At 66.9% G+C, this 19,921-nt stretch carries 19 protein-coding genes; 8 read left to right on the top strand and 11 right to left on the bottom strand.

Annotated features, from left to right (window positions below):
• Nucleotides 1-19 precede the first annotated feature (19 nt).
• Entirely contained in the window at nucleotides 20-790 is a 771-nt protein-coding gene (locus AC5RT3_RS07455; protein WP_494123888.1) for an IclR family transcriptional regulator, read from the top strand.
• 11 nt (nucleotides 791-801) lie between these two features.
• Here the strand turns inward: AC5RT3_RS07455 and AC5RT3_RS07450 are convergent, their stop codons facing one another.
• Genes AC5RT3_RS07450 through AC5RT3_RS07440 form a run of 3 tightly spaced genes read right to left on the bottom strand, consistent with a single transcriptional unit; the run spans nucleotide 802 to nucleotide 2,651 of the window.
• Nucleotides 802-1,566, bottom strand: a complete 765-nt coding sequence (locus AC5RT3_RS07450; protein ID WP_494123887.1) for an IclR family transcriptional regulator — start codon at nucleotides 1,564-1,566, stop codon at nucleotides 802-804.
• 39 nt (nucleotides 1,567-1,605) lie between these two features.
• A complete protein-coding gene (locus AC5RT3_RS07445; RefSeq protein ID WP_494123886.1) occupies nucleotides 1,606-2,160 on the bottom strand; it encodes a cyclase family protein in 555 nt (184 codons plus the stop codon).
• A complete protein-coding gene (locus tag AC5RT3_RS07440) occupies nucleotides 2,157-2,651 on the bottom strand; it encodes a hypothetical protein (protein ID WP_494103579.1) in 495 nt (164 codons plus the stop codon). The genes AC5RT3_RS07445 and AC5RT3_RS07440 overlap by 4 nt, the downstream gene beginning before the upstream one ends.
• 55 nt (nucleotides 2,652-2,706) lie before the next feature.
• Between AC5RT3_RS07440 and mmuM the strand changes: the two genes are divergently transcribed.
• Both mmuM and AC5RT3_RS07430 read left to right on the top strand, forming a co-directional pair.
• Complete coding sequence (gene mmuM, locus AC5RT3_RS07435) at nucleotides 2,707-3,666, top strand: homocysteine S-methyltransferase (RefSeq protein WP_494123912.1); 960 nt, start codon at nucleotides 2,707-2,709, stop codon at nucleotides 3,664-3,666.
• A gap of 88 nt (nucleotides 3,667-3,754) precedes the next feature.
• Nucleotides 3,755-4,249, top strand: coding sequence for a hypothetical protein (locus AC5RT3_RS07430; protein ID WP_494123885.1), 495 nt, complete (start codon nucleotides 3,755-3,757; stop codon nucleotides 4,247-4,249).
• 22 nt (nucleotides 4,250-4,271) lie between these two features.
• Here AC5RT3_RS07430 and AC5RT3_RS07425 read toward each other — a convergent pair whose 3' ends face one another.
• The gene (locus AC5RT3_RS07425; RefSeq protein WP_494052378.1) at nucleotides 4,272-4,823 is read right to left on the bottom strand and encodes a dihydrofolate reductase family protein; all 552 of its coding nucleotides are present in this window, start codon (nucleotides 4,821-4,823) and stop codon (nucleotides 4,272-4,274) included.
• A 211-nt stretch (nucleotides 4,824-5,034) separates the two neighbouring features.
• On the opposite strand from AC5RT3_RS07425, the gene AC5RT3_RS07420 reads away from it, so the two are divergent.
• Nucleotides 5,035-5,517 (top strand): hypothetical protein, encoded by a 483-nt coding sequence (locus AC5RT3_RS07420; RefSeq protein ID WP_494123884.1) that lies wholly within the window; start codon nucleotides 5,035-5,037, stop codon nucleotides 5,515-5,517.
• A gap of 9 nt (nucleotides 5,518-5,526) precedes the next feature.
• Here the strand turns inward: AC5RT3_RS07420 and AC5RT3_RS07415 are convergent, their stop codons facing one another.
• From AC5RT3_RS07415 to AC5RT3_RS07400, 4 genes are all read right to left on the bottom strand, one after another.
• Complete coding sequence (locus AC5RT3_RS07415; RefSeq protein WP_494123883.1) at nucleotides 5,527-6,435, bottom strand: GGDEF domain-containing response regulator; 909 nt, start codon at nucleotides 6,433-6,435, stop codon at nucleotides 5,527-5,529.
• Complete coding sequence (locus tag AC5RT3_RS07410) at nucleotides 6,432-9,431, bottom strand: response regulator (RefSeq protein ID WP_494123882.1); 3,000 nt, start codon at nucleotides 9,429-9,431, stop codon at nucleotides 6,432-6,434. Before AC5RT3_RS07410 ends, AC5RT3_RS07415 begins: the two co-directional genes overlap by 4 nt.
• Nucleotides 9,432-9,572: 141 nt before the next feature.
• Nucleotides 9,573-11,762, bottom strand: coding sequence for a sensor domain-containing protein (locus tag AC5RT3_RS07405; protein WP_494123881.1), 2,190 nt, complete (start codon nucleotides 11,760-11,762; stop codon nucleotides 9,573-9,575).
• A 166-nt stretch (nucleotides 11,763-11,928) separates the two neighbouring features.
• Nucleotides 11,929-12,198 (bottom strand): GlsB/YeaQ/YmgE family stress response membrane protein, encoded by a 270-nt coding sequence (locus AC5RT3_RS07400; protein WP_494012176.1) that lies wholly within the window; start codon nucleotides 12,196-12,198, stop codon nucleotides 11,929-11,931.
• A 221-nt stretch (nucleotides 12,199-12,419) separates the two neighbouring features.
• Between AC5RT3_RS07400 and AC5RT3_RS07395 the strand changes: the two genes are divergently transcribed.
• Nucleotides 12,420-13,286 carry an HAD hydrolase family protein gene (locus AC5RT3_RS07395; protein WP_494052372.1) on the top strand — a complete coding sequence of 289 codons (867 nt, stop codon included), beginning with the start codon at nucleotides 12,420-12,422 and terminating at the stop codon, nucleotides 13,284-13,286.
• A gap of 6 nt (nucleotides 13,287-13,292) precedes the next feature.
• On the opposite strand, the gene AC5RT3_RS07390 is transcribed toward AC5RT3_RS07395, so the two are convergent.
• Nucleotides 13,293-14,702: a UDP-glucose dehydrogenase family protein gene (locus tag AC5RT3_RS07390; protein WP_494052371.1), complete on the bottom strand. Its 1,410-nt coding sequence runs from the start codon at nucleotides 14,700-14,702 to the stop codon at nucleotides 13,293-13,295.
• Nucleotides 14,702-15,871: a glycosyltransferase family 4 protein gene (locus AC5RT3_RS07385; protein ID WP_494052370.1), complete on the bottom strand. Its 1,170-nt coding sequence runs from the start codon at nucleotides 15,869-15,871 to the stop codon at nucleotides 14,702-14,704. The genes AC5RT3_RS07390 and AC5RT3_RS07385 overlap by 1 nt, the downstream gene beginning before the upstream one ends.
• Nucleotides 15,872-16,132: 261 nt before the next feature.
• On the opposite strand from AC5RT3_RS07385, the gene AC5RT3_RS07380 reads away from it, so the two are divergent.
• Together AC5RT3_RS07380 and AC5RT3_RS07375 are read left to right on the top strand one after the other, a co-directional pair.
• Nucleotides 16,133-16,984, top strand: coding sequence for a PRC and DUF2382 domain-containing protein (locus AC5RT3_RS07380; protein ID WP_494052369.1), 852 nt, complete (start codon nucleotides 16,133-16,135; stop codon nucleotides 16,982-16,984).
• Nucleotides 16,985-17,455: 471 nt separating this feature from the next.
• Nucleotides 17,456-18,769 (top strand): cell division protein PerM, encoded by a 1,314-nt coding sequence (locus AC5RT3_RS07375; protein WP_494123911.1) that lies wholly within the window; start codon nucleotides 17,456-17,458, stop codon nucleotides 18,767-18,769.
• Nucleotides 18,770-18,790: 21 nt separating this feature from the next.
• On the opposite strand, the gene AC5RT3_RS07370 is transcribed toward AC5RT3_RS07375, so the two are convergent.
• Nucleotides 18,791-19,222 carry a hypothetical protein gene (locus tag AC5RT3_RS07370; RefSeq protein ID WP_494012171.1) on the bottom strand — a complete coding sequence of 144 codons (432 nt, stop codon included), beginning with the start codon at nucleotides 19,220-19,222 and terminating at the stop codon, nucleotides 18,791-18,793.
• A 39-nt stretch (nucleotides 19,223-19,261) separates the two neighbouring features.
• Here AC5RT3_RS07370 and purN point away from each other — a divergent pair, with 39 nt between their 5' ends.
• Complete coding sequence (gene purN, locus AC5RT3_RS07365) at nucleotides 19,262-19,831, top strand: phosphoribosylglycinamide formyltransferase (RefSeq protein ID WP_494052367.1); 570 nt, start codon at nucleotides 19,262-19,264, stop codon at nucleotides 19,829-19,831.
• The last annotated feature ends 90 nt before the right edge of the window (nucleotides 19,832-19,921 follow it).

The following is a 19,921-nucleotide window of genomic DNA, read 5'->3' as shown; positions in this document are numbered from 1 at the left end:
CCGGAAGGGGCATGTGAGCGTGGAATCGTCCGCCGAGGCGTCGTCGATGGCGCAAGGGCTGCGCCTTGTGCGGCTGGTGGCGGACCGGGAAATCCGCGGCCGGCAGCTGCTCGGGGTTTCACAGCTCGCCGCCGAGCTGGGCATGGACCAGAGCAGGGTCTCGCGGCTGGCCCAGGAACTGTGCGACGTGGGCCTGCTGGAGCGCGCGGACCGCGGCCCCTTCCGGACCGGCCCGCGTTTCTTCACCCTCGCCGCCTCACTCAACACCGGTTGGGTCCGGCAAGCGAAGACCGAGCTTGAGGCGCTAGTGGCCGCCCTGGGGCTCCGGGCAAGGCTCTCCGTTCGGGACGGCTTCCGCGTGGTCCTGCTCCGTGCCTCCAGCAACGACGCCGGTCCCGGAAGCTTCGTGAAGCCGGGGATGGTGACGCCGGTGTGGTGCACCGGTGCCGGGCGGGCACTGTTGTGGGACTTTGACCGCCCCGGCCTGGACGCGCTGCTCGGCGGGGTGAACTTTATCGGGATCGGCGGTCCGGGGGCTGCCCACACCACCGCCGAGGTCTGGGGGCTGATGGAACGGGACCGGGCCGCCGGGTTTGTTGCCGCCTACCAGGAATTCGAGCACGAGGTGGTGGAAATTGCCCTTCCCATCCGCGATGCCGCCGGCCGCATCACCGCTTCGCTGAGTGTCCTGGGCAGCCGGGCCGAGCTGGCGTCCGGCGCTGTTGCTGCCGCCGCCGCTGCCCTGCACGGGGCGGCGGAGCGGCTCGGGGCATCTCCAGCCGCCGGCTGATCGGCTTGTAACTAGCCCTCGGGCCGGTAGCCCAACCGGGTCTCGAGCCACTGTCCCTGCGGCACCAATGCCGCGGCGCAGCTGTCCCGCTTCGGTTCCAGCCGGTCCTTGATGCCCACAATCTGAAATGCCGCCACTACGTCGCCCTTGAAATCGCGAACCGGGACGGCCAGTGAGTAGAGCCCCGGTTCGGCCTCCTCGTCAACGATCGAGTAGCCGCGTTGCCGCGCTGCCTCCAGCCGGGCGAGGAAGTCTTCAATGCCGGTGGGAGTGTTGGGACCGTGGCGGACAAAGTCGACGCCGGCAAACACCGTCCGCACTTCGGCCTCCGACGCTTCCCACAGGACGGCCTGCCCGGCGTCGCTGCAGTAGGCGGGGTACGGGCGGCCCAGCCAGGATCCCACCAGGTTGCTGCTGGCGGGGACGCTCTCACCGATGGTGACGGTGCTGTCACCGTGCAGCACCCCGAGGAAGCAAGCCTCATCAGTGGCTGAAGCGAGGCTGTCCAGGGCTGTGCCGCCGTCGGTCTGCAGCCGACGTTCGGTCAGGATCTGGGCGTCGGTGAGGAGCGACCAGTCAAGGGCGTAGCTGCGGGACGTGCGCGAGAGGAAGCCCTCGTGCTCGGCGCTGCGGAGGTTGCGGGAAACCTGGCTGCGGTCCCTTCCCAGGTCCGCCGCGATGTCGGCAACCGTGCCGCCCGGAAGCCCTGCCCCATGCCGTGCCCCCACGGCCAGGACCGCCTGGATTCCACGGCCCATGCTGGAGGTTTTCGACATGGATGTGAGTCTAGTGGACCGGCTCTCCCGGCCACCGGTTCAGCAGATGGCAAACACCCGCGCCGGGAACCCGCTGCCGTCCAAAGGCTTGGCCCAGGTTGCGACGACGGCGGCTCCGGCCTCGGGCAGCCCGTCCAGGTTGGCCATGGCCTCGGCGTCCGGCCAGCGGTGGCTCCAGCCGGTGCGGAGGGCCACGAAGCTGCCCGCCGGGATGGTGCCGTTGCGGCTCTCCCAGCCACGTACGTCCTGCAGGGTGGGGGTGGCATCCGGGTTGCCGGCCACCTGGTGGGAGATGTCCAGGACCACCAACGGCAGGATCGTCTCCTGGACCGGGATCCGGTCCAGGGTCCGGCCGCCCCGAATGAAGTGCGACGGCGGGTCCACATGCGTGCCCCACTGGCCCACAATCGAATAGCGGTGGGCGGTGAAGCCGTCCCCCTTTTCAAGGTCGAAGAGGGCTTCCCGCTCCTCGTCCGGGAAGGCGGCGAAATGCGGCTGGCCGGGGTGGAAGGCGTGGGTCAGGTCAATGAACCGGCGGCCCGCGAGCACCTGCTGCAGTCCTTCCCACAGGGAGGTGGTGAGGGTTTCCGTCATGATGCTGCCGCTCCTTGGGTGACCGGTGCCAGTGCCGTGCTGGTTACGCTGAGGGGTCCTTCGAGTTCGATCACTGGAACTTCCCACGGGTGGATGTCCACGATCTGCCGCATGAACCGGTCAACGACGGCGTCTTCCAGCGAGGCATCGAAGTAGGTGGTGAAAACGAAGGTGGGGGACAGGGTCTGTTCGCCGACGCGCCCCAGTGTGGGGTTGGCTCCCTCTGCTGTGGTAAACCCTTCGAAGCCAAGCCCGGATTCGAACACGTGCTTGTAGGTGCCAAAGTCGCCCAGTTCCTGGAACTGCGCCAAGGCCCGGAGCAGGGCTGCGATGCCCGGATCGTCCCGGAAGGCATCCGCTTTCCCCTGGGCCAGCTGCGCAAACGTGGCGCCGCTGATGGGCCAGTGGACGCGCAGCTTGCGCACCGCGTGTAGTTGAACGTCCAAGAACCTGTCCTCTTTCCTTCCTCCGGGCTGGCGGCTGCCTGCCATCGTGGCAGAAAGAAACATTCATTACAAGCATAAGGAAATGCGTATAATGACTGTCATGCCTGTAAACGCGTTGTCCTCCCTCCTCGAATCGGGGGAGTACCTTCCGTCCGACGGCGCCCTGGCAACAGAGCTTGAGGCCCGGGGCTGCAATCTGGACGACCCGTTGTGGTCTGCCAAGGTCCTGCTCGAACAGCCCCACCTGATCAGGGACGTCCACCGGGACTACTTTGCGGCGGGAGCGAGGATCGCCACCACAGCCAGTTATCAGGCCACGCCCCAGGGGTTTGCCCCGCGGGGGATCAGTGAGCAGGAGGCGCTGGAGCTGGTGGCATTGTCGGTCAGGCTTGCCGACGAGGCCCGCCGCGAACACCTTGCCGCCCACCCGGAAGCCAAGCCGTTGCTGGTTGCCGGCTCTGTGGGACCCTACGGCGCCTACCTTGCGGACGGTTCCGAGTACCGCGGGGACTACTCCCTGTCTCCCGCAGAATTCCGCGACTTCCACTATCCCCGGGTCGCAGCCCTCGTGAGCGCCGGCGCCGATGTTCTCGCCTTCGAAACACTCCCGTCCTTCGCCGAGGCGGAGGCGCTGCTGGTACTCAGCAAGGAGTTCGACGTCGACTCCTGGTTCTCCTTCTCGCTCCGGGACGGCGGACACATCAGTGACGGCACTCCGCTGACGCTGGTGGCCGCACTGCTGGACGGCGAGGCGTCCGTTGCAGCTGTCGGCGTGAACTGCGTGCCACTGGAGCTGGTCACCCCGGCGCTCGCCGCTTTGGGGGCGGCCACCAGCAAGCCGCTGGTGGCCTACCCGAACTCGGGTGAGACCTACGATCCCGGTACCAAGACCTGGAGCCCTGCCGCACCGTCCGAAGGCACACGGCTCGGGCATCCGGCCAGCCTTGCCGAGGGCAGGGCAACCTGGCAGGACCTCGGTGCCCTCATCATCGGCGGGTGCTGCCGGACAACCCCGGGTGACATCGCCGCCGTCGGACGCCTGCTGTCCCCCAGGGACTGAACCGCACGTGTAACGGCCTCCTGTTTGCCGCCACGGGCGAGGGGGTACGGAATGTCCTGTCACCGTTCCAGAATCAACAGGAGGAGCCATGCCCCAATCACGCGGTGAAGTGTTACTTGCGGCGGCTGCACGAGGTGCTGTTTGCGGCCTTGCCGGCGTCGCTGTGATGACGGCGGGGGAGAAGCTTGAACAAACCCTGACCAAGCGTCCCAACTCCTACGTTCCCGCCCGGACACTGCTGACCCTGCTGGGGCAGCGGGCCGACGACGCGCAACAGCCCCTTGTTTGGAACCACATCATGCATTGGGGGACCGGCGCTGCTTTGGGGTCGCTGCGGGGGATCTGGGCCGTCACCGGCATCCGGGGTCCGCTGGCCCATGTCAAGCACACTGTTGTCCGGCTCGCGTTCGACCAGACGCTGGAAAACTCCACAGGCGCCGGCGCCCCGCCCACCAGTTGGCCTGCCAGGGAACAGCTGGTGGACGTGACGCATAAGGCCCTCTACTCGGTGGCCACCGGACTATTGGCCGACACCTGGATCCGGCCGGTCCTGGAATCCCGGCGGGGGACCGTCAGCCACTAGCCGGCGATGGCCTGCCCCGGCTTCAGCCCTCCAGCCGGCTGTAGGTGCTGAGGACGTTGCCCTTGCTGGTGCGCTTTTCGTCCTGCAGCACCAGGCGGGTTGTCGGATCGCCGTCCTCGAAGAGCCTGCGGCCACTCCCGGCGATCACCGGGTGGGTCATCAGCGTGAGCGAGTCCAGTAGCCCGGCGAACAGCAGTTGCCGGGTCACGGAGATGCTGCCGCAGACGGCGATCTCGCCGCCGTCGCGCTCCTTCAGCTTTGCCACGAACTCTTCCAGCGGGGCATCCATCAGGTGGGAGTTCTGCCAGGCGAGCGGTTCGGTGAGGGTTCGTGAGGCCACGTGCTTCTCCACCGGGTTGATGAAGGCCGCAAAGTCCTCGTCCACCGACGCGTTCGGCCAGTAGCCGGCCCACTCCTGGTAGCTCACCCGGCCCAGCACCACGGTGTCCACGTTGTCCATCATCCTGGTGAGGCCTTCACCAAGCTCGTCATCGAAGCTGTCGAACTGGAATTTGTAGGGATCTGACACCACGCCATCCACGGAATGGAACAAGCCGGCAGTTACTTTGCGCATATGGAAAGCCTCTCGGAAATCGGGCGGACAAAATTCACCGTAACGGGACTGGGCGCAGCGGGGAAGATCCGGGCAAAAACGGACGACGGCGGGGCCGCCAGTTATGTTCGTCACTCGCCACGGTGTCTTGCCGTGTTTTGCCTTGATCCAGCCCCATACTTGTGTTGATGCGGCCACTTTCCGCAGCCCCCGGCCAGGCAGGAGGAAGTGCATGGAAACCCTGAAAAAAGTCGTGACCAACCAGTATTTTCCGGCAGCTGCCGTATTGACGGCAGTGATTCTTTTCTGGGCCGTGGGACTGCTGGGCGGGCTGTCCCTGCTGCACAACAACCAGCCGCCGCTGACCACCCTGACCTGGATGCTGTTCGTCTACGGCGCCGCGGTGCTCACGCCCCTCGCGGGCATGCTGGCCGCCGCGGACCTGCTCCGCCGCTGGCGCCGCAACCGCGCCGCGGCAGCCGCCGTTGAGCCGGCCGACGGCGATACCTACCTCGGCGCGTCAGTCCAGGCTCCTGCCGCGGAGGAAGTGGTTCCTGACACCGCGGGCGACCCGGCCTACCAGGCACCGCCCCGCCCCGAAGCAACGTCGCAGCCGCAGGCCGCCGCGACACCGGAAGCCAAGAAGCCGGAAGCCAAGAAGCCGGCAGTCAAGAAGCCGGTCTCCAAGAAGGCCGGCACCAAAAAAGCCGCCTGAGAACCCGGCTTACCCGGCCAGTTCCACCCGGTCCCGGCCGGCCGTCTTCGCCGCGTAGAGTGCCGCGTCCGCAGCACCGAGCAGTGTCTCGGCGTCCCGGCCCTCAGTGGGGGAAAACGTCGAGATCCCGGCGCTGAGCCGTAACTGGCCTGACGGGTCGCCGCAGTGGGGGATGGCAAGATCCCGCACGGCGTCCAGCGCCCGCTCCATGCAGGCCTTCGCGCGCAGCAGGCTCTGGTGCGGGAAGACCAGCAGGAACTCCTCGCCGCCGAACCGGTACACGCCGTCGGACTTCCGGGCCTGCCCCGCGAGGGCCGCGGCCACAGCGCGCAACGCAAGGTCGCCGGCCTGGTGCCCGTAAACGTCGTTGTAGGCCTTGAAATTGTCCACGTCGCACATGGCCAGGCTGTACTGCTCCCCGTAGCGGACGCTGCGGGCATGCAACTGTTCCAGGTCCTCAGCCAGCTTCAGCCGGTTGTGCAGCCCGGTCAGCGGATCAGTGCGCGCCTGCTGCGACAGCACCTTCCGGTAGTGGGCCAGGTCCGCATGCAGGGTGGTTATCCGCAGTGCCACCAGCAGCCTGGCCCGCAGCACGAATGGATCCAGCGGCTTGGTGACGTAGTCGTCAGCCCCGGCCTCGATCCCGGCCAGCACGTCATCACGGGAGTCCTGCGAAGTCAGCATCACAATGTACGTGTACAGGTCCGCGCCCCGGGACCGGATGGCGCGGCAGAGGGCCAGCCCGTCCATGCCGGGCATCATCCAGTCCGTAACCACCACATCCGGCTGCTGCTCAAGGTACAGTCCCCACGCCTCGTCACCGTCCGCTGCGGCCAGGCAATCGTGCCCGGCGCGCTCGACGGCGGCCTGGGCCACCAGCAGCGAACCCGGATCGTCATCGGCAACGAGGACTTTCATCCGTCCACCCCCAGCGCCGCATCGAGTTCAATATCCACCCACCGCAGCTCTGCCTTGAGGCGGCGCAGCAGGTCCGTTCCGCCGTCGTGGTTTCCTGCCCGGCCCAGCCCTTCCAGGTCGGCGCAGATGGCGGCCGCCCTGCCGGCGCCGATGTTGGCCGCCGACCCCTTCAAGGCATGCGCAGCCTGCACCAGTGCCTCCCCGCCGCCGTCATCCAGCGCGGCCTGCAGTGCTGCCATCCGAGCGGGCACGTCCTTCCGGAACGCTTCCACCGTGGCCGGCAGCAGCCCGCGGCCGTCGTCGGGACCCAGGCCGCGGAGCATGGCGAGCCGGTCCTGGTCCACAGCCGGGGGCTCTGTGGCAGCGCGGGTGGCGCCGGTGGCTGCCAATACCTGGGCGGCCGGTTCAGGAACCCACCGGGCCAGTGCAGCCTGCAGTGCTGCCGCATCCACCGGCTTGGCCAGGTAATCATCCATGCCCGCGGCGAGGCACCGTTCCCTGTCCCCGTCCAGGGCGCCGGCAGTCATGGCGATGATCGGCAGGCGGAAACTTCCGTCGCGCGCGCGGATCACGCGGGTGGCCTCGAATCCGTCCATGACCGGCATATGGCAGTCCATCAGGACGGCGGAATAACGGGTGCTTGCTGTGGCGTCCACGGCCTCGGCCCCGTTGGAGGCAACGTCCACCGCGTAGCCAAACTTGCTGACCGTCGCCTCGGCCACCAGCTGGTTGACCTCGTTGTCCTCCACGATCAGGACCCGCCCGCGGTCGGGGCCGGTGCCCGTGATTGCCTCCTGGAGGCCGGAGGCCCCTGCCGGCTGCACGGTTTCGCTGCTGGACATGAGGCGGACAAGCCGGTTGTAGAACTCGGAGCTGCGCACGGGCTTCATCAGCCATTCGCGGACTCCCGCCCCGGTGATCTCGGCGGTGTTCACCTGCATGGTGGAGGTAAGCATGATCAGTTCAATGCCGGCCAGGCGGGGATCGGACTTCATGCGCCGGGCCAGCTCCAGGCCGTCGATGTCCGGCATACAGAAGTCCAGCACCGCCAGCTGGAACGGCTCGCCGGCGGCACTTGCTTCCCGGGCGCGGTCCAGTGCTGCAGCGGCGTCCGGAACGGCCTCCGGTTGCAGCCGCCAGCCGCGCAGCTGCGACTCCAGCACCAGGCGGTTGGTGGCGTTGTCGTCCACCACCAGGACGCGCAGGCCGTTGAGGAAGCCCGCAGCGGGAACGGGATCGGTGGACGGCGGCGCCACGGGCAGGGGCAGCCGGAACCAAAAGGTGCTGCCCTTCCCGGGGACACTTTTCAGTCCGATATCGCCGTCCATCGCCTCGGTGAGCCGGCTGCTGATGGCCAGGCCAAGGCCGGTTCCGCCGTAACGGCGCGTGGTGGAGGCATCCGCCTGCGAGAACGATTCGAACAGTTTCCGGTGGTGCGCGGGATCGATGCCGATGCCGGTGTCCCGGACTTCGAAGTGGACCACGGAAATGGTTCCGGGGGCGGCGCCGGGGTTCTGTGTTGTCACCCGGATGGACACCTCCCCGGATGCCGTGAATTTCACCGCGTTGGAGGCGAGGTTCAGCAGGACCTGCCGGATCCGCCCCGAATCGCCCTGCAGGCGCGCCGGCACATCCGGCTCGCAGTATCCGATCAGCTCCAGGTTCTTGGCGAGGGCCGGCTCGGCCAGGAGCCCGGCCACCTCTTCCACGAGGAGCCGGGGATCGAACGGACGGACATCCAGGTCCACCTTGCCGGCTTCCAGCTTGGAGAAATCCAGGATGTCGTTGATCAGGGCAAGCAGCGACTCGCCGGCGCCGCGGACCCCCTGGGCGTACTGCTTCTGGGTTTCGTCCAGCGGTGTTTCGAGGAGGAGTGCGGTCAGGCCCACCACGCCGTTCATGGGGGTCCGGATTTCGTGGCTCATGGTGGCCAGGAACTCCGACTTGAGCCGGCTGGATTCCATGGCCGCCTCCCGTGCCGTCTCCAGTTCCCGGGTCCTGGCCGCCACTTCCTCCTCGAGTCCGCCGGTGAGCGTGATGTTCTCAAACACAATCAGCACCTGCCGTATCAGGGCGGATACCAGCACGGCGGCTCCCACCACCAGCGGGAACGGATCGTGTGTGGCCAAATCAGGCCCGGCCAACAGGATCACGGCCGCCAGCAACGGCCCGTATGGCAGCAGTTCAAGCGCCAGCGTGGCACCCTTCCCCACCGGGCCTGGCTTGTCCTCATCCGGCACCAGGGTGGCAAAAGCGATCAGGAAGAAGGCGGCGACCCAGCCCAGGGTGAGCAGCGAACCGGTGGCACCGGTGAAGCCGTCAAACGTCATTCGCACATAAATGCTGTCCGTGACCGCAAGGACCAGCATGCCGCCCCCGAAGCACAGGAAAGGAAGCCGCTCACCGGGCTGCCGGCGCATGGCCAGGACCAGCACCAGGGATGTGATCACCAGGTCCACCACGGGGTAGGCCATGCCGGTGAGCCGGGCCAGGGCGTCCCCTTCCGTATTGAACGCAGCTCCGAGCACCGTGTACCAGCTGACCACCAGCAACGAACCGGCGATGACCGCGGCGTCCATCAGGGCCCGGTAAAACGCTACGGGGTTTCCCGCCCGCCTTGCGAAGGCGAAAATCGCGATGACGGCGGGCACCGCGTAACCGATAAACCCGGCGTCGGCCAGCGACGGGAACGGGTAGACGTGATTGAAGGCCAGGCCGTAGTACGCGTACACGGCCATTCCGGCCGCCCAGACGAACACGGCTACGGCCATGAAGGTCCAGGCCCGGGCGTTCACTCCGCCCTGCCGGGCTGCACGGGCGCAGCTGGCCCCTGCCAGCAGCGATGCGGCGAGAATCAGGAAATCGCCCGTCACCAGCGCATGCGGCGTGCCGTTGTTCGCGGCGAAATACAGCCCAAGCGCCGCAAACCCTGCGGCCGCCAACAAGCCAAGCAGGCCCAGCCGCGTCCTGCCGCCCGTGGCGGGACTTTGTTCCAAGAGACCAGCCTGAGACACGGACAAACCCTTCCCCTACCGGCGCCCTGAGCCCCCAGCCGGGCCCACCCGAGACCTGGGTGGAGACGCCTCCCTATGGTATCCCTCGCACCTCAAGGGCGGCGGGCTGCCTGTGCCTGAAACTTACCTCCCATTGAGGGCCTGGAGGGCTTCCTCGGCCCGCCGCAGGGCGTGGTCCAGACGTTCACCTGGCTCGGGGAGCGAGAACAGGTACCCCTGCAGGGAGTCACATTCCAGTGCTGTCAGGTAGTCCGCCTGCGCCGCCGTTTCCACGCCCTCCGCCGTCACCGTCAGGCCGAGGCTGTGGGCCATGTTGATCATGGAGCTAAGGATGGGCAGGCGTTCCTCGCCGGTGCGGACCATGGACACGAAGGTCTTGTCGATCTTCACCGTATCCACGGGAAGGTCCTGCAGCCTGCCGAGGGAGGAGTAGCCGGTTCCGAAATCGTCCAGGGCCACCCGGGCGCCGGCGTCGCGCAGCGAACTGAGTTGTCTGATCAGGCTGCAGTCGGCGTCGAAGAACACGCTCTCGGTCACCTCCAGCACCAGCTGGTAGGCCGCCACGCCGCTGGCCTCCGCAAGGTGGAGCACCCCTTGGGCAAACTCAGGGTCCTGGAGCTGGACCCCGGAGACGTTGACTGCGAGGGACCGCGAGGGATCCTCGCTGAGCCACCGTGCCAGCTGCACCATCCCCAGCGCCATCACCTCCGCACCGATTTCGTTGATGAGTCCGGTGCGCTCAGCCAGCGGGATGAAGATCGACGGTGGGACCCGCTCGCCGCCGCGGTCCCACCGGGCCAGCACCTCGAACTTCACCACTTGCCCCATGCGGTGCGACACGATGGGCTGGAAGTCAACGGTGATCTGGCCGCGAGGAACGGCCAGCTGCAGGGCGCTTTCCATGTCCGTGCGCTGCACGAGTGCAGTCATCATGTCCGGGTGGAACCGCAGGAACCGGTTCTTGCCGGCGGCCTTCGCCGCGTACATAGCGATGTCCGCCTGGCGCAGGAGTTCGGACGGACCCACGCTGTCCTGGGCCAGCGATGCGAGCCCCAGGCTGAGGCGGGGGCGCAGCACCGTGCCGTTGATGGTCAGCGGTACATGCAGGCAGCGGACTATGCAGGCAGCGATGTCATCGGCGTCGGGGCAGGCGGTGAGCAGCACCACGAATTCGTCGCCGCCCAGGCGTGCCACGACGTCGGCGGTGGGGACGCAGCCGCGGAGCCGGCGCGATACCTCGATCAGCATGTCGTCGCCGGCCTGGTGGCCCAGGATGTCGTTGACTTCCTTGAAGTCGTCGAGGTCCAGGAGGAGGACGTCCACGGCCTTCAGCCGCGGCTCCTGCAGCGCCTCGGCCAGGGCGTCGTTGAAGACTGCCCTGTTGGCCAGCCCGGTCAGGGGGTCCTGGAAGGCCATGGCACGGAGTTTTTCTGTTTGCGCCGCTAGGTCCAGCATGGCCTGCTGGGCCTGTTCCTGGGCCTTCCGCCGCGGCGTCACATCGCGGAAGCTCCATACCCTGCCCACAACGTTCTCGCCCACCCGCTGCGGCCGGGAGTACCGCTCGAAGGTCCGGCCGTCCTTGAAGTCCAGGACGTCGTGGCTTTCGGCTGCCGGGTCCTCTTCCAGCTTTGTCAGCCGGGCCATGAAGGCAGCGGGGTCCGCCAGCTGCGAAACGATCAGCCGCATAATGGGTTCTTCGCTGTCGCCCTTTAGGAGCTCCGCCGGGATGTTCCACATGGTGAGGAACTGGTCGTTAAAGCCGGCCACGTGTCCCTCGGAACTAATCACCAGGATCCCGTCGGCGGTGGACTGCAAGGTGGCCGTGAGCAGGGACATGGCCTCCCGCAGGTCCGCGTCCGCGGCCTGGCGGTGTGACGTACCCCGGACGGACAGCAGCAGGCACGTACCGGCGGGCATCCCGCCGTCGTGCCCCGCCTGCGTGGGCTGGATTGCCTGGCCCGCTGCCTCATCACGCCCGCCGGAAGGAACCAGGGAACACGCCACCTCCGCGGGGAATTCCGTACCGTCGCGATGCTTCCCCCGGATCTCCACGGGCGGTGGGTAGCGGCCGGGCTCGAGCGCAAGCCGGCGGAGCAGCCGGTCCACGTCGTCACCGAACCCGCCGGCCAGCAGCGTCCGGTAGTTGCGGCCGGCCAGTTCCTCAGGTGGAAACCCGAAGAGCCGGGCCGCCGCGGCATTGGCCATGGTGATGGTGCCGTCCGCAGAAAGGGCCAAAAGGGCGTCCGGATTCGCGTCCAGGATTGCACTGAATGCCCGGACCGCCACATTTTCCGCGTGGCTTGAATCAGCCATGAGACCACCCCCTCGCACATCATAAATGCGGACCTGGGACTTTCACCCGGAAAGGGGAAATCGGTTCCCATTAAGTTATCCGGAAGTTTGCTCCCGGAAGGCCGGGACGCAAAAACGCCGTCCCCCAAACGGAGGACGGCGTTTTGCGTTGGGAATTATGGTGCGGCTACACCCTGCGGTGGCTGCGGTTGGTGACTGCCCCGTAGACCAGCAGCACAATGACGGAACCGAGGATGGCCAGGAGCCAGGTGCGGATGTCAAAGAATTCCGCCAGCCCGCCACCGAAGATCAGCGAACCGATCCAGCCGCCGAGGATGGCCCCGACAACCCCGAGGACCATGGTGATCACCCAGCCGCCGCCTTGGCGGCCCGGCAGGATTGCCTTTGCAATAGCTCCGGCGATCAGGCCCAAAATGAGAAATCCGAGAATGCCCATGTTGTCACTCCTTAGTCAGTAAGTTGTGCCGGGCCCCCATATTCCGGTGTGCTAATTCAATCAGTGTGCTTACTTGCCTGCAAGGCTTCAAACATCACAGGATGACTATCACTTTGCCCGTCGGGCCGCAGGGTTTTGGGGGCCCTGAACGGCAATAATCTGCCGCGGTTCCCGCCTTGGATAGGATGAAACGGTCCCCGTAACAGACCAAGGAGTCCGGCATGTCCAGCCAGCGAACCGTCCGGCCGCGTGCCATCTTCCTCGACATCGACGGTACCTATGCCGACCACGGGCTGGCCCCGGAAGCCCACGTTGAGGCCGTCCAGGCCGCGCGCCGGAACGGCCACCTGGTATTCGTCTGCACCGGACGCCCGCTGTCCATGGTCCCCGGCCACATCTTGGCGGCGGGATTCGACGGCGTGATCACCGGCGCCGGTGCCCGGGTGGAAATGGACGGTGAGATCCTCAAGGACTCGCGCTTCGAGCCGGACGTCGCTGCCCGCATCGTCGAGACCCTGGACGCCAACAACGCCGCCTACATCCTGGAAGCACCCGAGGCCCTGCACGGACGCACCGGCGTGGACCAGCGCCTGCGGGAGGTTCTGGGACCCATCTTTGCCGGACGCCCGCAGCACGACGGCGTCCTGAGCACCGACGTGGATCCCCTTGAAGACATCCTCGGACCCATGCAGTACAGCGACGACCTCAGGTCCGTTTCCTTCGCCAAAATCTCCTGCTTCGACTCGCCCGTGCCGTTGACCGGCCTCATGCACGACTTCGGTCCCGGGGTGGGGCTGATCCCGAGCTCCCTCTCCGCACTGGGTGACCGCGCCGGGGAGATCTACATGGCCGGAACCCACAAGGCGTTGGGGATCCAGGTGCTGGAGCAGCGCCTGGGGCTGAAGCGGGAAGACATTGTGGCGATCGGGGATAGCGCCAACGATATCGAGATGCTGGAGTACGCCGGCACGGGCATCGCCGTGGAAGGCGGCCACCCGGGCGTGCTGGCAGTCGCAGACCGGGTTACCCCAGGCCCCGCCGGCAACGGCGTGGCGCTCGCGTTCGCCGAACTGGGGCTGCTTACCTAAGAGGTCTTACCGCGCCCGGGAGGCCGGTACGCGTTCAGCGGCAGGTGCGGCAGGTGCGGCACTGCCGGTTGACGTCCCGGCCGCCGAACCCAGGCCGCGCACCACCCAGCCGCCTGCGTGCCAGGCAGCGGCGTCCAGCACATTGCGTGCGTCCAGCACCACCCGCCGTCGGACAAGCCCGCCGGCAACGGTGGGGGAGAGCTGCCGGTATTCGTCCCACTCCGTCAGGAGCAGCACCAGTTCCGCACCCTCGAGCGCACGTCCGGTGGAGGTTTCGAACCGCAGCCGGGGGTACCGCCGCCAGGCATGGTTGACCGCTTTGGGATCCGTCACCGTCACGTGTGCCCCTGCGGCCGCAAGCCTGTCCGCCACGTCAAGGGCGGGGGAGTCCCGGATGTCATCCGTGTCCGGTTTGAAGGACGCCCCCAGCACGGTCACCGAACGGCCGGCCAGGGTTCCGCCGCAGAGCTCCGCTGCCAGGTCCACCGTCCGGGACCGCTGCCCAAGGTTCACCGAGTCGACCAGGCGCATCCAGTCCTCCACGGCAGTGACGCCGTGCCCGGCGGCCTGGGACCGGAAGCTGCGGATATCCTTGGGCAGGCAGCCGCCGCCGAAGCCCAGCCCGGCATGCAGGTACCGGTTCCCGATCCTCGGGTCCAAGCCCATCGCCTCGCTGAGTTCGCCCACGTCCGCCCCGGAGGCGTCGCAGAGTTCGGCCACGGCGTTGATGAAGCTGACCTTGGTGGCCAGGTACGCATTAGCCGCGGACTTGATGAGTTCCGCCGTCGCGAAATTGCAGACCAGCCGCGGAATCCCGGCCCGGAGCAGCGGCTCATACACCGCATCCAGCGCGGCCGTCACGCCCAGCGGCGCGCCGGTGGACGGGTTGAACGCGGCGGTCCGGCCGCCGTCCACGCCGTAGACCAGCCGGTCAGGCACCAGCGAGTCCTTGACCGCGGTGCCCTGGCGGAGGAATTCGGGGTTCCAGCCCAGCAGCACGTCCGGCCGCCGGGCCAGGACGCCGCGGAGCATCTGAACGGTGCCCACGGGCACGGTGGATTTACCGACGACGACGGCGCCCGCCGCCAGGTGCGGCAGTAGCGTTCTGGCGGCGGAGACCAGGAAGGTGAGGTCGGCGGCGTCGGACGTTTTGTCCTGGGGAGTCCCGACGCAGAGGAAGTGGACCTGCGAATCCTTGGCATCCGAGGCATCCGTGGAGAAGCGCAGCCTGCCGTTGCTGCGCCCGTCCTGGAGCAGTTCGTCCAGTCCGGGCTCGTGGAAGGGAGCGGCCCCGCGGCCCAGCTGTTCAACTTTAGCTGGATCGACGTCGATGCCCACCACCGTGTGGCCCATCGAGGCCAGAGTGGCAGCGTGGACGGCACCAAGGTAGCCGCAGCCGATGACCGAGATTTTCACTATGCTGCCCCTGTCTTTGAAGCGGATGTCCAGGACCCGGATGCCCGTGCCGCCGGTGCGTCCGCCAGGACGTCCTCGTAGTGGCGGACCAGTTCGGCACAGAGTGCAGGCCAGGTCCTGTCCTGTACTGACGCATGGGCCGCAGCGGCGAACGCCCGGCGCTTCGCGTCATCACCCATCAGGTCCAGGACGCGGGCGCGCAGGGCGGACAAGTCACCCGGTTCGTAGAGCCAGCCCGTCCGGGAGTTCTCCACCAGGTCCAGGGGGCCGCCGCGGCCCGTGGCCACCACCGGCACACCCGACGCCATGGCCTCCTGGATGGTCTGGCAGAACGTCTCGAACTCGCCGGGGTGGACGAACAGGTCGAAGGATGCCATGGCGCGTGCCAAGTCCTCGCCGCCCAGGAATCCGGTGAAGGCGGCAGCCGGCAGGGCTTCCTCCAGTGCGGCCCGCTGGGGACCGTCGCCCACGATCACCAGTTTCGCGTTGGGTATCCCGGCGAGGGCTGCGAGGTCCTCAACCTGCTTCTCCACGGCGAGCCTGCCAACGTAGCCGATGATCCGCTCGCCGCCGGGGGCCACCGAAGCCCGCCACCCGTCGTCGCGCTTTTCCGGCGAGAACCGGGCGGTATCCACGCCTCGGCGCCACATCTGCACCCGGGGGATGCCGCGGCCGCGCAACTGGTTCAGCGCGAACGTGGACGGCACCAGGGTGCGGGAGGCCAGCAAATGGATGTTTTCCACGCGGTTCCAGGCCCAGTTCTCCAGGAAGGGCACACCGTAGCGGGCCGCATAGCTGGGAACCTCTGTCTGGTAGATGGCCACGGTGGGGATCCCCAACTGACGTGCTGCCTGCGCCGCCCGCCAGCCGAGGACGAACGGTGAGGCAAGGTGGACAACGTCCGGTGCGTAGTCGGCAAGGATTCTCTTGACCCGGTACACACCGCCCATCGCCACCCGGACATTCGTGTATCCCGCCAGCGGCACGGCGGGCAGCCGATGGACCTCGGCACCCTTGACCTGATCGGGCGCGTCTCCGTCCTGGGTGGACGGCGCAATGACCAGGACGTCATCGCCCCGGTCCTGCAGGTGGTCCAGCACCCTCAGGATGGAGTGCGTTACCCCGTTCATCAGCGGCAGGAATGATTCAGCAACAATTGCGATCCTCACCCCACCACCGTGGGCTCCGGCCCTGACGTGGCGGGGGAGAACGGGTTACCCGGAGGGAAAGCTTGGGTGAACGGCAGGCGGTCCGGTTTAAAAAAATTACTAAGTAGGCTTTGCATATGATGCTAAGCATGCTTACGGTAGAGGGGCAGCCAGCACAAAAGCCTCAAGCAGCCGGGGCTCGGCCGGAGAGCGGGCAACCCCTGCACCGGACCATCCGCAGCTGGTGAAAACCCAGTGCAACGACACATCCAAGGAGACGTCATGCTCAATCGGGAAAACATTGAAGACCTGCTCAACCGGAACGGCAACGTCATCGGCTCCGATGGCGAGAAGATCGGTTCGATTGGCCAGCTGTACGCGGACGACGACACGGGTGAACCGACGTGGGTCACTGTGAAGACGGGGCTCTTCGGCACCTCCCAGTCCTTCGTCCCCGTCGAAGGCGCGCACACCCAGGGCGATGACCTGGTGGTTCCGTACACCAAGGAACACGTCAAGGACGCACCCCGCGTGGACGTGGACGGCCACCTCACCCCCGAGGAAGAGGATAGCCTCTACACCTACTACGACCGCGGAGCCCGCACCTACTCCGAGTCCCGGAATGATGTGGACCTCCAGGGCGATGCCGACCTTAACACCGGCACCCCCACAGCCGGCATCGGCCGGGACCGCGACTTCACTGACCGCGACACCGATCGTGGAACGGTGGGTCACGACACCTCGGGCCCCAACACCGACGATGCCATGACCCGTTCCGAGGAACGGCTGCACGTCGGCAAGGAACGCGAGGCCACCGGACGTGCCCGGCTGCGGAAGTATGTCACTACCGAGAACGTCACAAAGACTGTTCCCGTGCAGCGGGAAGAGGTGCGCCTGGAGCGCGAGCCCATTACGGACGCCAACCGCGGCGCTGCAATGTCCGGGCCGGACATCAGCGAAGAAGAGCACGAGGTGATCCTCCATGAGGAGCGCCCCGTGGTGGAGAAGGAAACCGTGCCGGTGGAGCGTGTCCGCTTGGACAAGGACGTGGTCCAGGAGGACGTCCGGGTCGATGAGGAAGTCCGCAAGGAACAAATTGATGCTGACGGCGTGGACCGCGACCGCCGCCTCTGAGTGAACGGAAGCCAGAGGTCCTGACACCCCGCTGACAGCGGGAAGGTCCGGACCTGCGACGATTCGCGAAAGTAACAGACGACGCCGGGAGCCTACTTGGGGGCTCCCGGCGCCGCTGTGCTTGCAGAAATATGAAAACGCTGGTGCAGCCTCCGCCGAAACGGTGACTGCACCAGCCAGTAGGACGAATATCTTCAGAACTTAGTGTTCATCTCTCATTCGCGGCTCCTGTTTCCCGGCTTACGGTTTCCGGGCCCTCGCTGGCCTGCTCGCGATGCTGCTGTTCGATCACACGACAGGGGCCAGGCGTACTCTCGATGCACCCTTGGGGTGCCGGCGCTTGCAGTAAATCCCATTTTACGGCGGACCCCTGTAAAAAGCGCCGGGAAAAGCCATGTAAGTCTCGGTTGATGCGGCCCGGGAGCCTGTCGCTTCCGGGCCTGGCGGACCCGCCGTGACACCATGGACACGATGAAACTGCGCGCCGACCAGACCGGAGACCGTGGCCTCCCCATGCCCCTGTGGCTGCAGGGTGCCCTTGAGACAGCCCAGGCAGCGGTCATTTCCGCGCTCGTGGTGATCGCACCGATCATTGCCGTCTGGGCGACTGCAGGCTTCCGGGACGGGCAGTTCGAAACTCTGGCACGGCTCGCCGGGCAGTCCTGGCTGCTGGTCCACGGAGTGCCGCTGGCACTCACGGCCGCGGGATCGGACACCGCGGCCCGCGGTGACGCCGGCCTCCTGACGCTCGTTCCCCTGGGGCTGACCCTGATCCCGTTCCTGCTGGCGTGGCGCGCGGGCCGGCGCCTGGCGCGGGCGTCCTACACGGACCAGCTCTGGCAGGCGCTCCTGGGATCGTGGCTTGTCTACTCCGCCTTTGGTGCCGCTACCGGATTTGTCTGCCGCACGGCCGACGTCGGCATTAACCTGGGGCACGCGATGCTGTTCCCCCTGATTCCCTACGCCCTGGGAATGGTGATCGGCGCCCGCCGTGAGGCAGGGTCCTGGAGCCGGCTGATCGGCGTCGACGCCGTGGACTGGATTTCACGCACCAGCCAGCATTCCCGCTGGGCCGGCTCGTACCTCGCTTCCGCTGCCAAAGCCGGTTTCGTTGGCGTCGTGTCCGCCCTGGCACTTGCCTCGGCGTTGCTGGCCGTGGACTTGTTCATCCACTGGAACCTCGTGGTCGCCGTCTATGAAGCGCTCGACGCCGGCGCCATCGGAGGCGCGGCACTCACCGTCGCGCAACTCGGCTACCTGCCCAACCTGGTGGTCTTCGCCCTCGCGTGGACGTCCGGCTCGGGCTTTGCGATGGGGATGGGCTCCCAGGTTGGTCCGCTCGGCACCGCCGTCGGACCGCTGCCCTCCATCCCCGTCCTGGCAGCGATTCCGAGCGGGCCGCTCGATTATGCCTTCGTTGCCCTGATCGCCCCGGTTCTTGCCGGTGTCCTGGCCGGGTGGTGGTTCCTGCGGGAAGGCGAAAACCACTTTGACGAGTGGCTTTCCATCAAGGTCCGCGCGCGCTGGTTTACGGCCACCGTCTCCACCCTGGTGCTCGGCGCACTGACCGGGCTCGCGGCCGGGCTGCTGACCATGGCGCTGGCGTGGATGGCGCGGGGCTCGGCCGGGATCGGACGGCTGACGGAAATCGGGCCCGACCCCTTGTGGACGGGAGTGTGGGTGGCAGCCGAGGTGGGGGCCGGCGTCGTTATCGGCTACGCAGCCGGACCCTGGCTGGAACGCGAGCGGGCCGCAAAAGAAGCGGATGCAGAACTGATCCACTAGCGTGGATGCCCCTTGTGGGTGCTAGGGGAGCTGGGCGGGCAGCGACTTCTCAAGCTGTACCCGGCACGCAGTCTGGGCCTGGTCCGTCAGCGCCCGGCCCACGCACGCCTGGTAGTCACGGATTTCCCCAAAGAAAACTGCTGTAACAACGATCAGCAGCACCAGGATGGCCGCAACCACCATCCCTGAGATGGTGCCGATAAGGACTAGTTTGGACTCCCGAAACCTCGCTGCCCGGATCAACAGCACCACCCCCAGGGCCAGGCTGGCGGCCGTGAGGATGGCTGTCAGCCAGAGGTAGTTGACGTCCAGCTGGTAGACGAAGAACGCGCCCAGGACTGAGACGACGAACATCCGGAACAGCGTGTGAGTCCTGGCGAGCGAGGCTTTTGCCGCCTCGCTGAGCGGAGCTCTGGTCCGCTGCTGCTGCGCCGGTTCGGGGTTGCTGTTCATGTTTTCCAGCCTACGCGAGGCTGCCCATAAGCTAGACCAATGCGCATCGTAGTCCTCGTTTCCGGCACCGGGTCCAATCTCCAGGCAGTAATTGACGCGGTGAAGGCCGGCGAACTGGACGTGGAAATCGCCGCTGTGGGGGCCGACCGCCCGGGGACGTACGGCGTGGAGCGCTCCGCCGCCGTCGGCATCCCAACGTTCGTGGTGGACTTCAAGGCCTACCCGGACCGGGCGGAGTGGAACAGCGCGCTGACAAAGGCTGTGGCTGCCTTCGAGCCTGACGTTGTGGTGTCTTCAGGGTTCATGCGGATCGTGAGCCCGGAGTTCATCGACGCGTTCAACGGTAAATACCTGAACACCCACCCGGCGCTGCTGCCCGCCTTCCCGGGCGCCCATGGCGTGCGGGACGCGATGGCGTACGGCGTGAAAGTTACCGGCTGCACGGTGCACTGGGCCGACGCCGGCGTGGACACGGGCCCGATCATCGCCCAGGAAGCCGTGGCCATCGAGGACGCCGACACCGAGGAAACCCTCCATGAACGGATCAAGGTGGTGGAGCGCCGGCTGCTGGTCTCCACCCTGGCAGACCTCGCCGCCGCCCGGTCCTGACCCGCCGTCGACGCGCAGGTTACTTGTCGACGCGCACACGCATTGGCCGCACCCAAAATACACGGTGCGTAAGTGCACATGCGTGTCGGC

This window comes from Arthrobacter sp. Y3221159 (assembly GCF_059089885.1).
Note: the sequence above shows the minus strand (reverse complement) of the source record. Positions and strands in the feature narration are given on the sequence as shown.

Bases quoted from the DNA above. Each gene is read 5' to 3' on its own strand.
- AC5RT3_RS07450 (WP_494123887.1), bottom strand. From the start codon at position 1,566: ATGTCGAAAACCTCCAGCATGGGCCGTGGAATCCAGGCGGTCCTGGCC.
- AC5RT3_RS07445 (WP_494123886.1), bottom strand. From the start codon at position 2,160: ATGACGGAAACCCTCACCACCTCCCTGTGGGAAGGACTGCAGCAGGTG.
- AC5RT3_RS07440 (WP_494103579.1), bottom strand. From the start codon at position 2,651: ATGGCAGGCAGCCGCCAGCCCGGAGGAAGGAAAGAGGACAGGTTCTTG.
- mmuM (WP_494123912.1), top strand. From the start codon at position 2,707: ATGCCTGTAAACGCGTTGTCCTCCCTCCTCGAATCGGGGGAGTACCTT.
- AC5RT3_RS07430 (WP_494123885.1), top strand. From the start codon at position 3,755: ATGCCCCAATCACGCGGTGAAGTGTTACTTGCGGCGGCTGCACGAGGT.
- AC5RT3_RS07425 (WP_494052378.1), bottom strand. From the start codon at position 4,823: ATGCGCAAAGTAACTGCCGGCTTGTTCCATTCCGTGGATGGCGTGGTG.
- AC5RT3_RS07420 (WP_494123884.1), top strand. From the start codon at position 5,035: ATGGAAACCCTGAAAAAAGTCGTGACCAACCAGTATTTTCCGGCAGCT.
- AC5RT3_RS07415 (WP_494123883.1), bottom strand. From the start codon at position 6,435: ATGAAAGTCCTCGTTGCCGATGACGATCCGGGTTCGCTGCTGGTGGCC.
- AC5RT3_RS07405 (WP_494123881.1), bottom strand. From the start codon at position 11,762: ATGGCTGATTCAAGCCACGCGGAAAATGTGGCGGTCCGGGCATTCAGT.
- AC5RT3_RS07400 (WP_494012176.1), bottom strand. From the start codon at position 12,198: ATGGGCATTCTCGGATTTCTCATTTTGGGCCTGATCGCCGGAGCTATT.
- AC5RT3_RS07395 (WP_494052372.1), top strand. From the start codon at position 12,420: ATGTCCAGCCAGCGAACCGTCCGGCCGCGTGCCATCTTCCTCGACATC.
- AC5RT3_RS07380 (WP_494052369.1), top strand. From the start codon at position 16,133: ATGCTCAATCGGGAAAACATTGAAGACCTGCTCAACCGGAACGGCAAC.
- AC5RT3_RS07375 (WP_494123911.1), top strand. From the start codon at position 17,456: ATGAAACTGCGCGCCGACCAGACCGGAGACCGTGGCCTCCCCATGCCC.
- AC5RT3_RS07370 (WP_494012171.1), bottom strand. From the start codon at position 19,222: ATGAACAGCAACCCCGAACCGGCGCAGCAGCAGCGGACCAGAGCTCCG.
- purN (WP_494052367.1), top strand. From the start codon at position 19,262: ATGCGCATCGTAGTCCTCGTTTCCGGCACCGGGTCCAATCTCCAGGCA.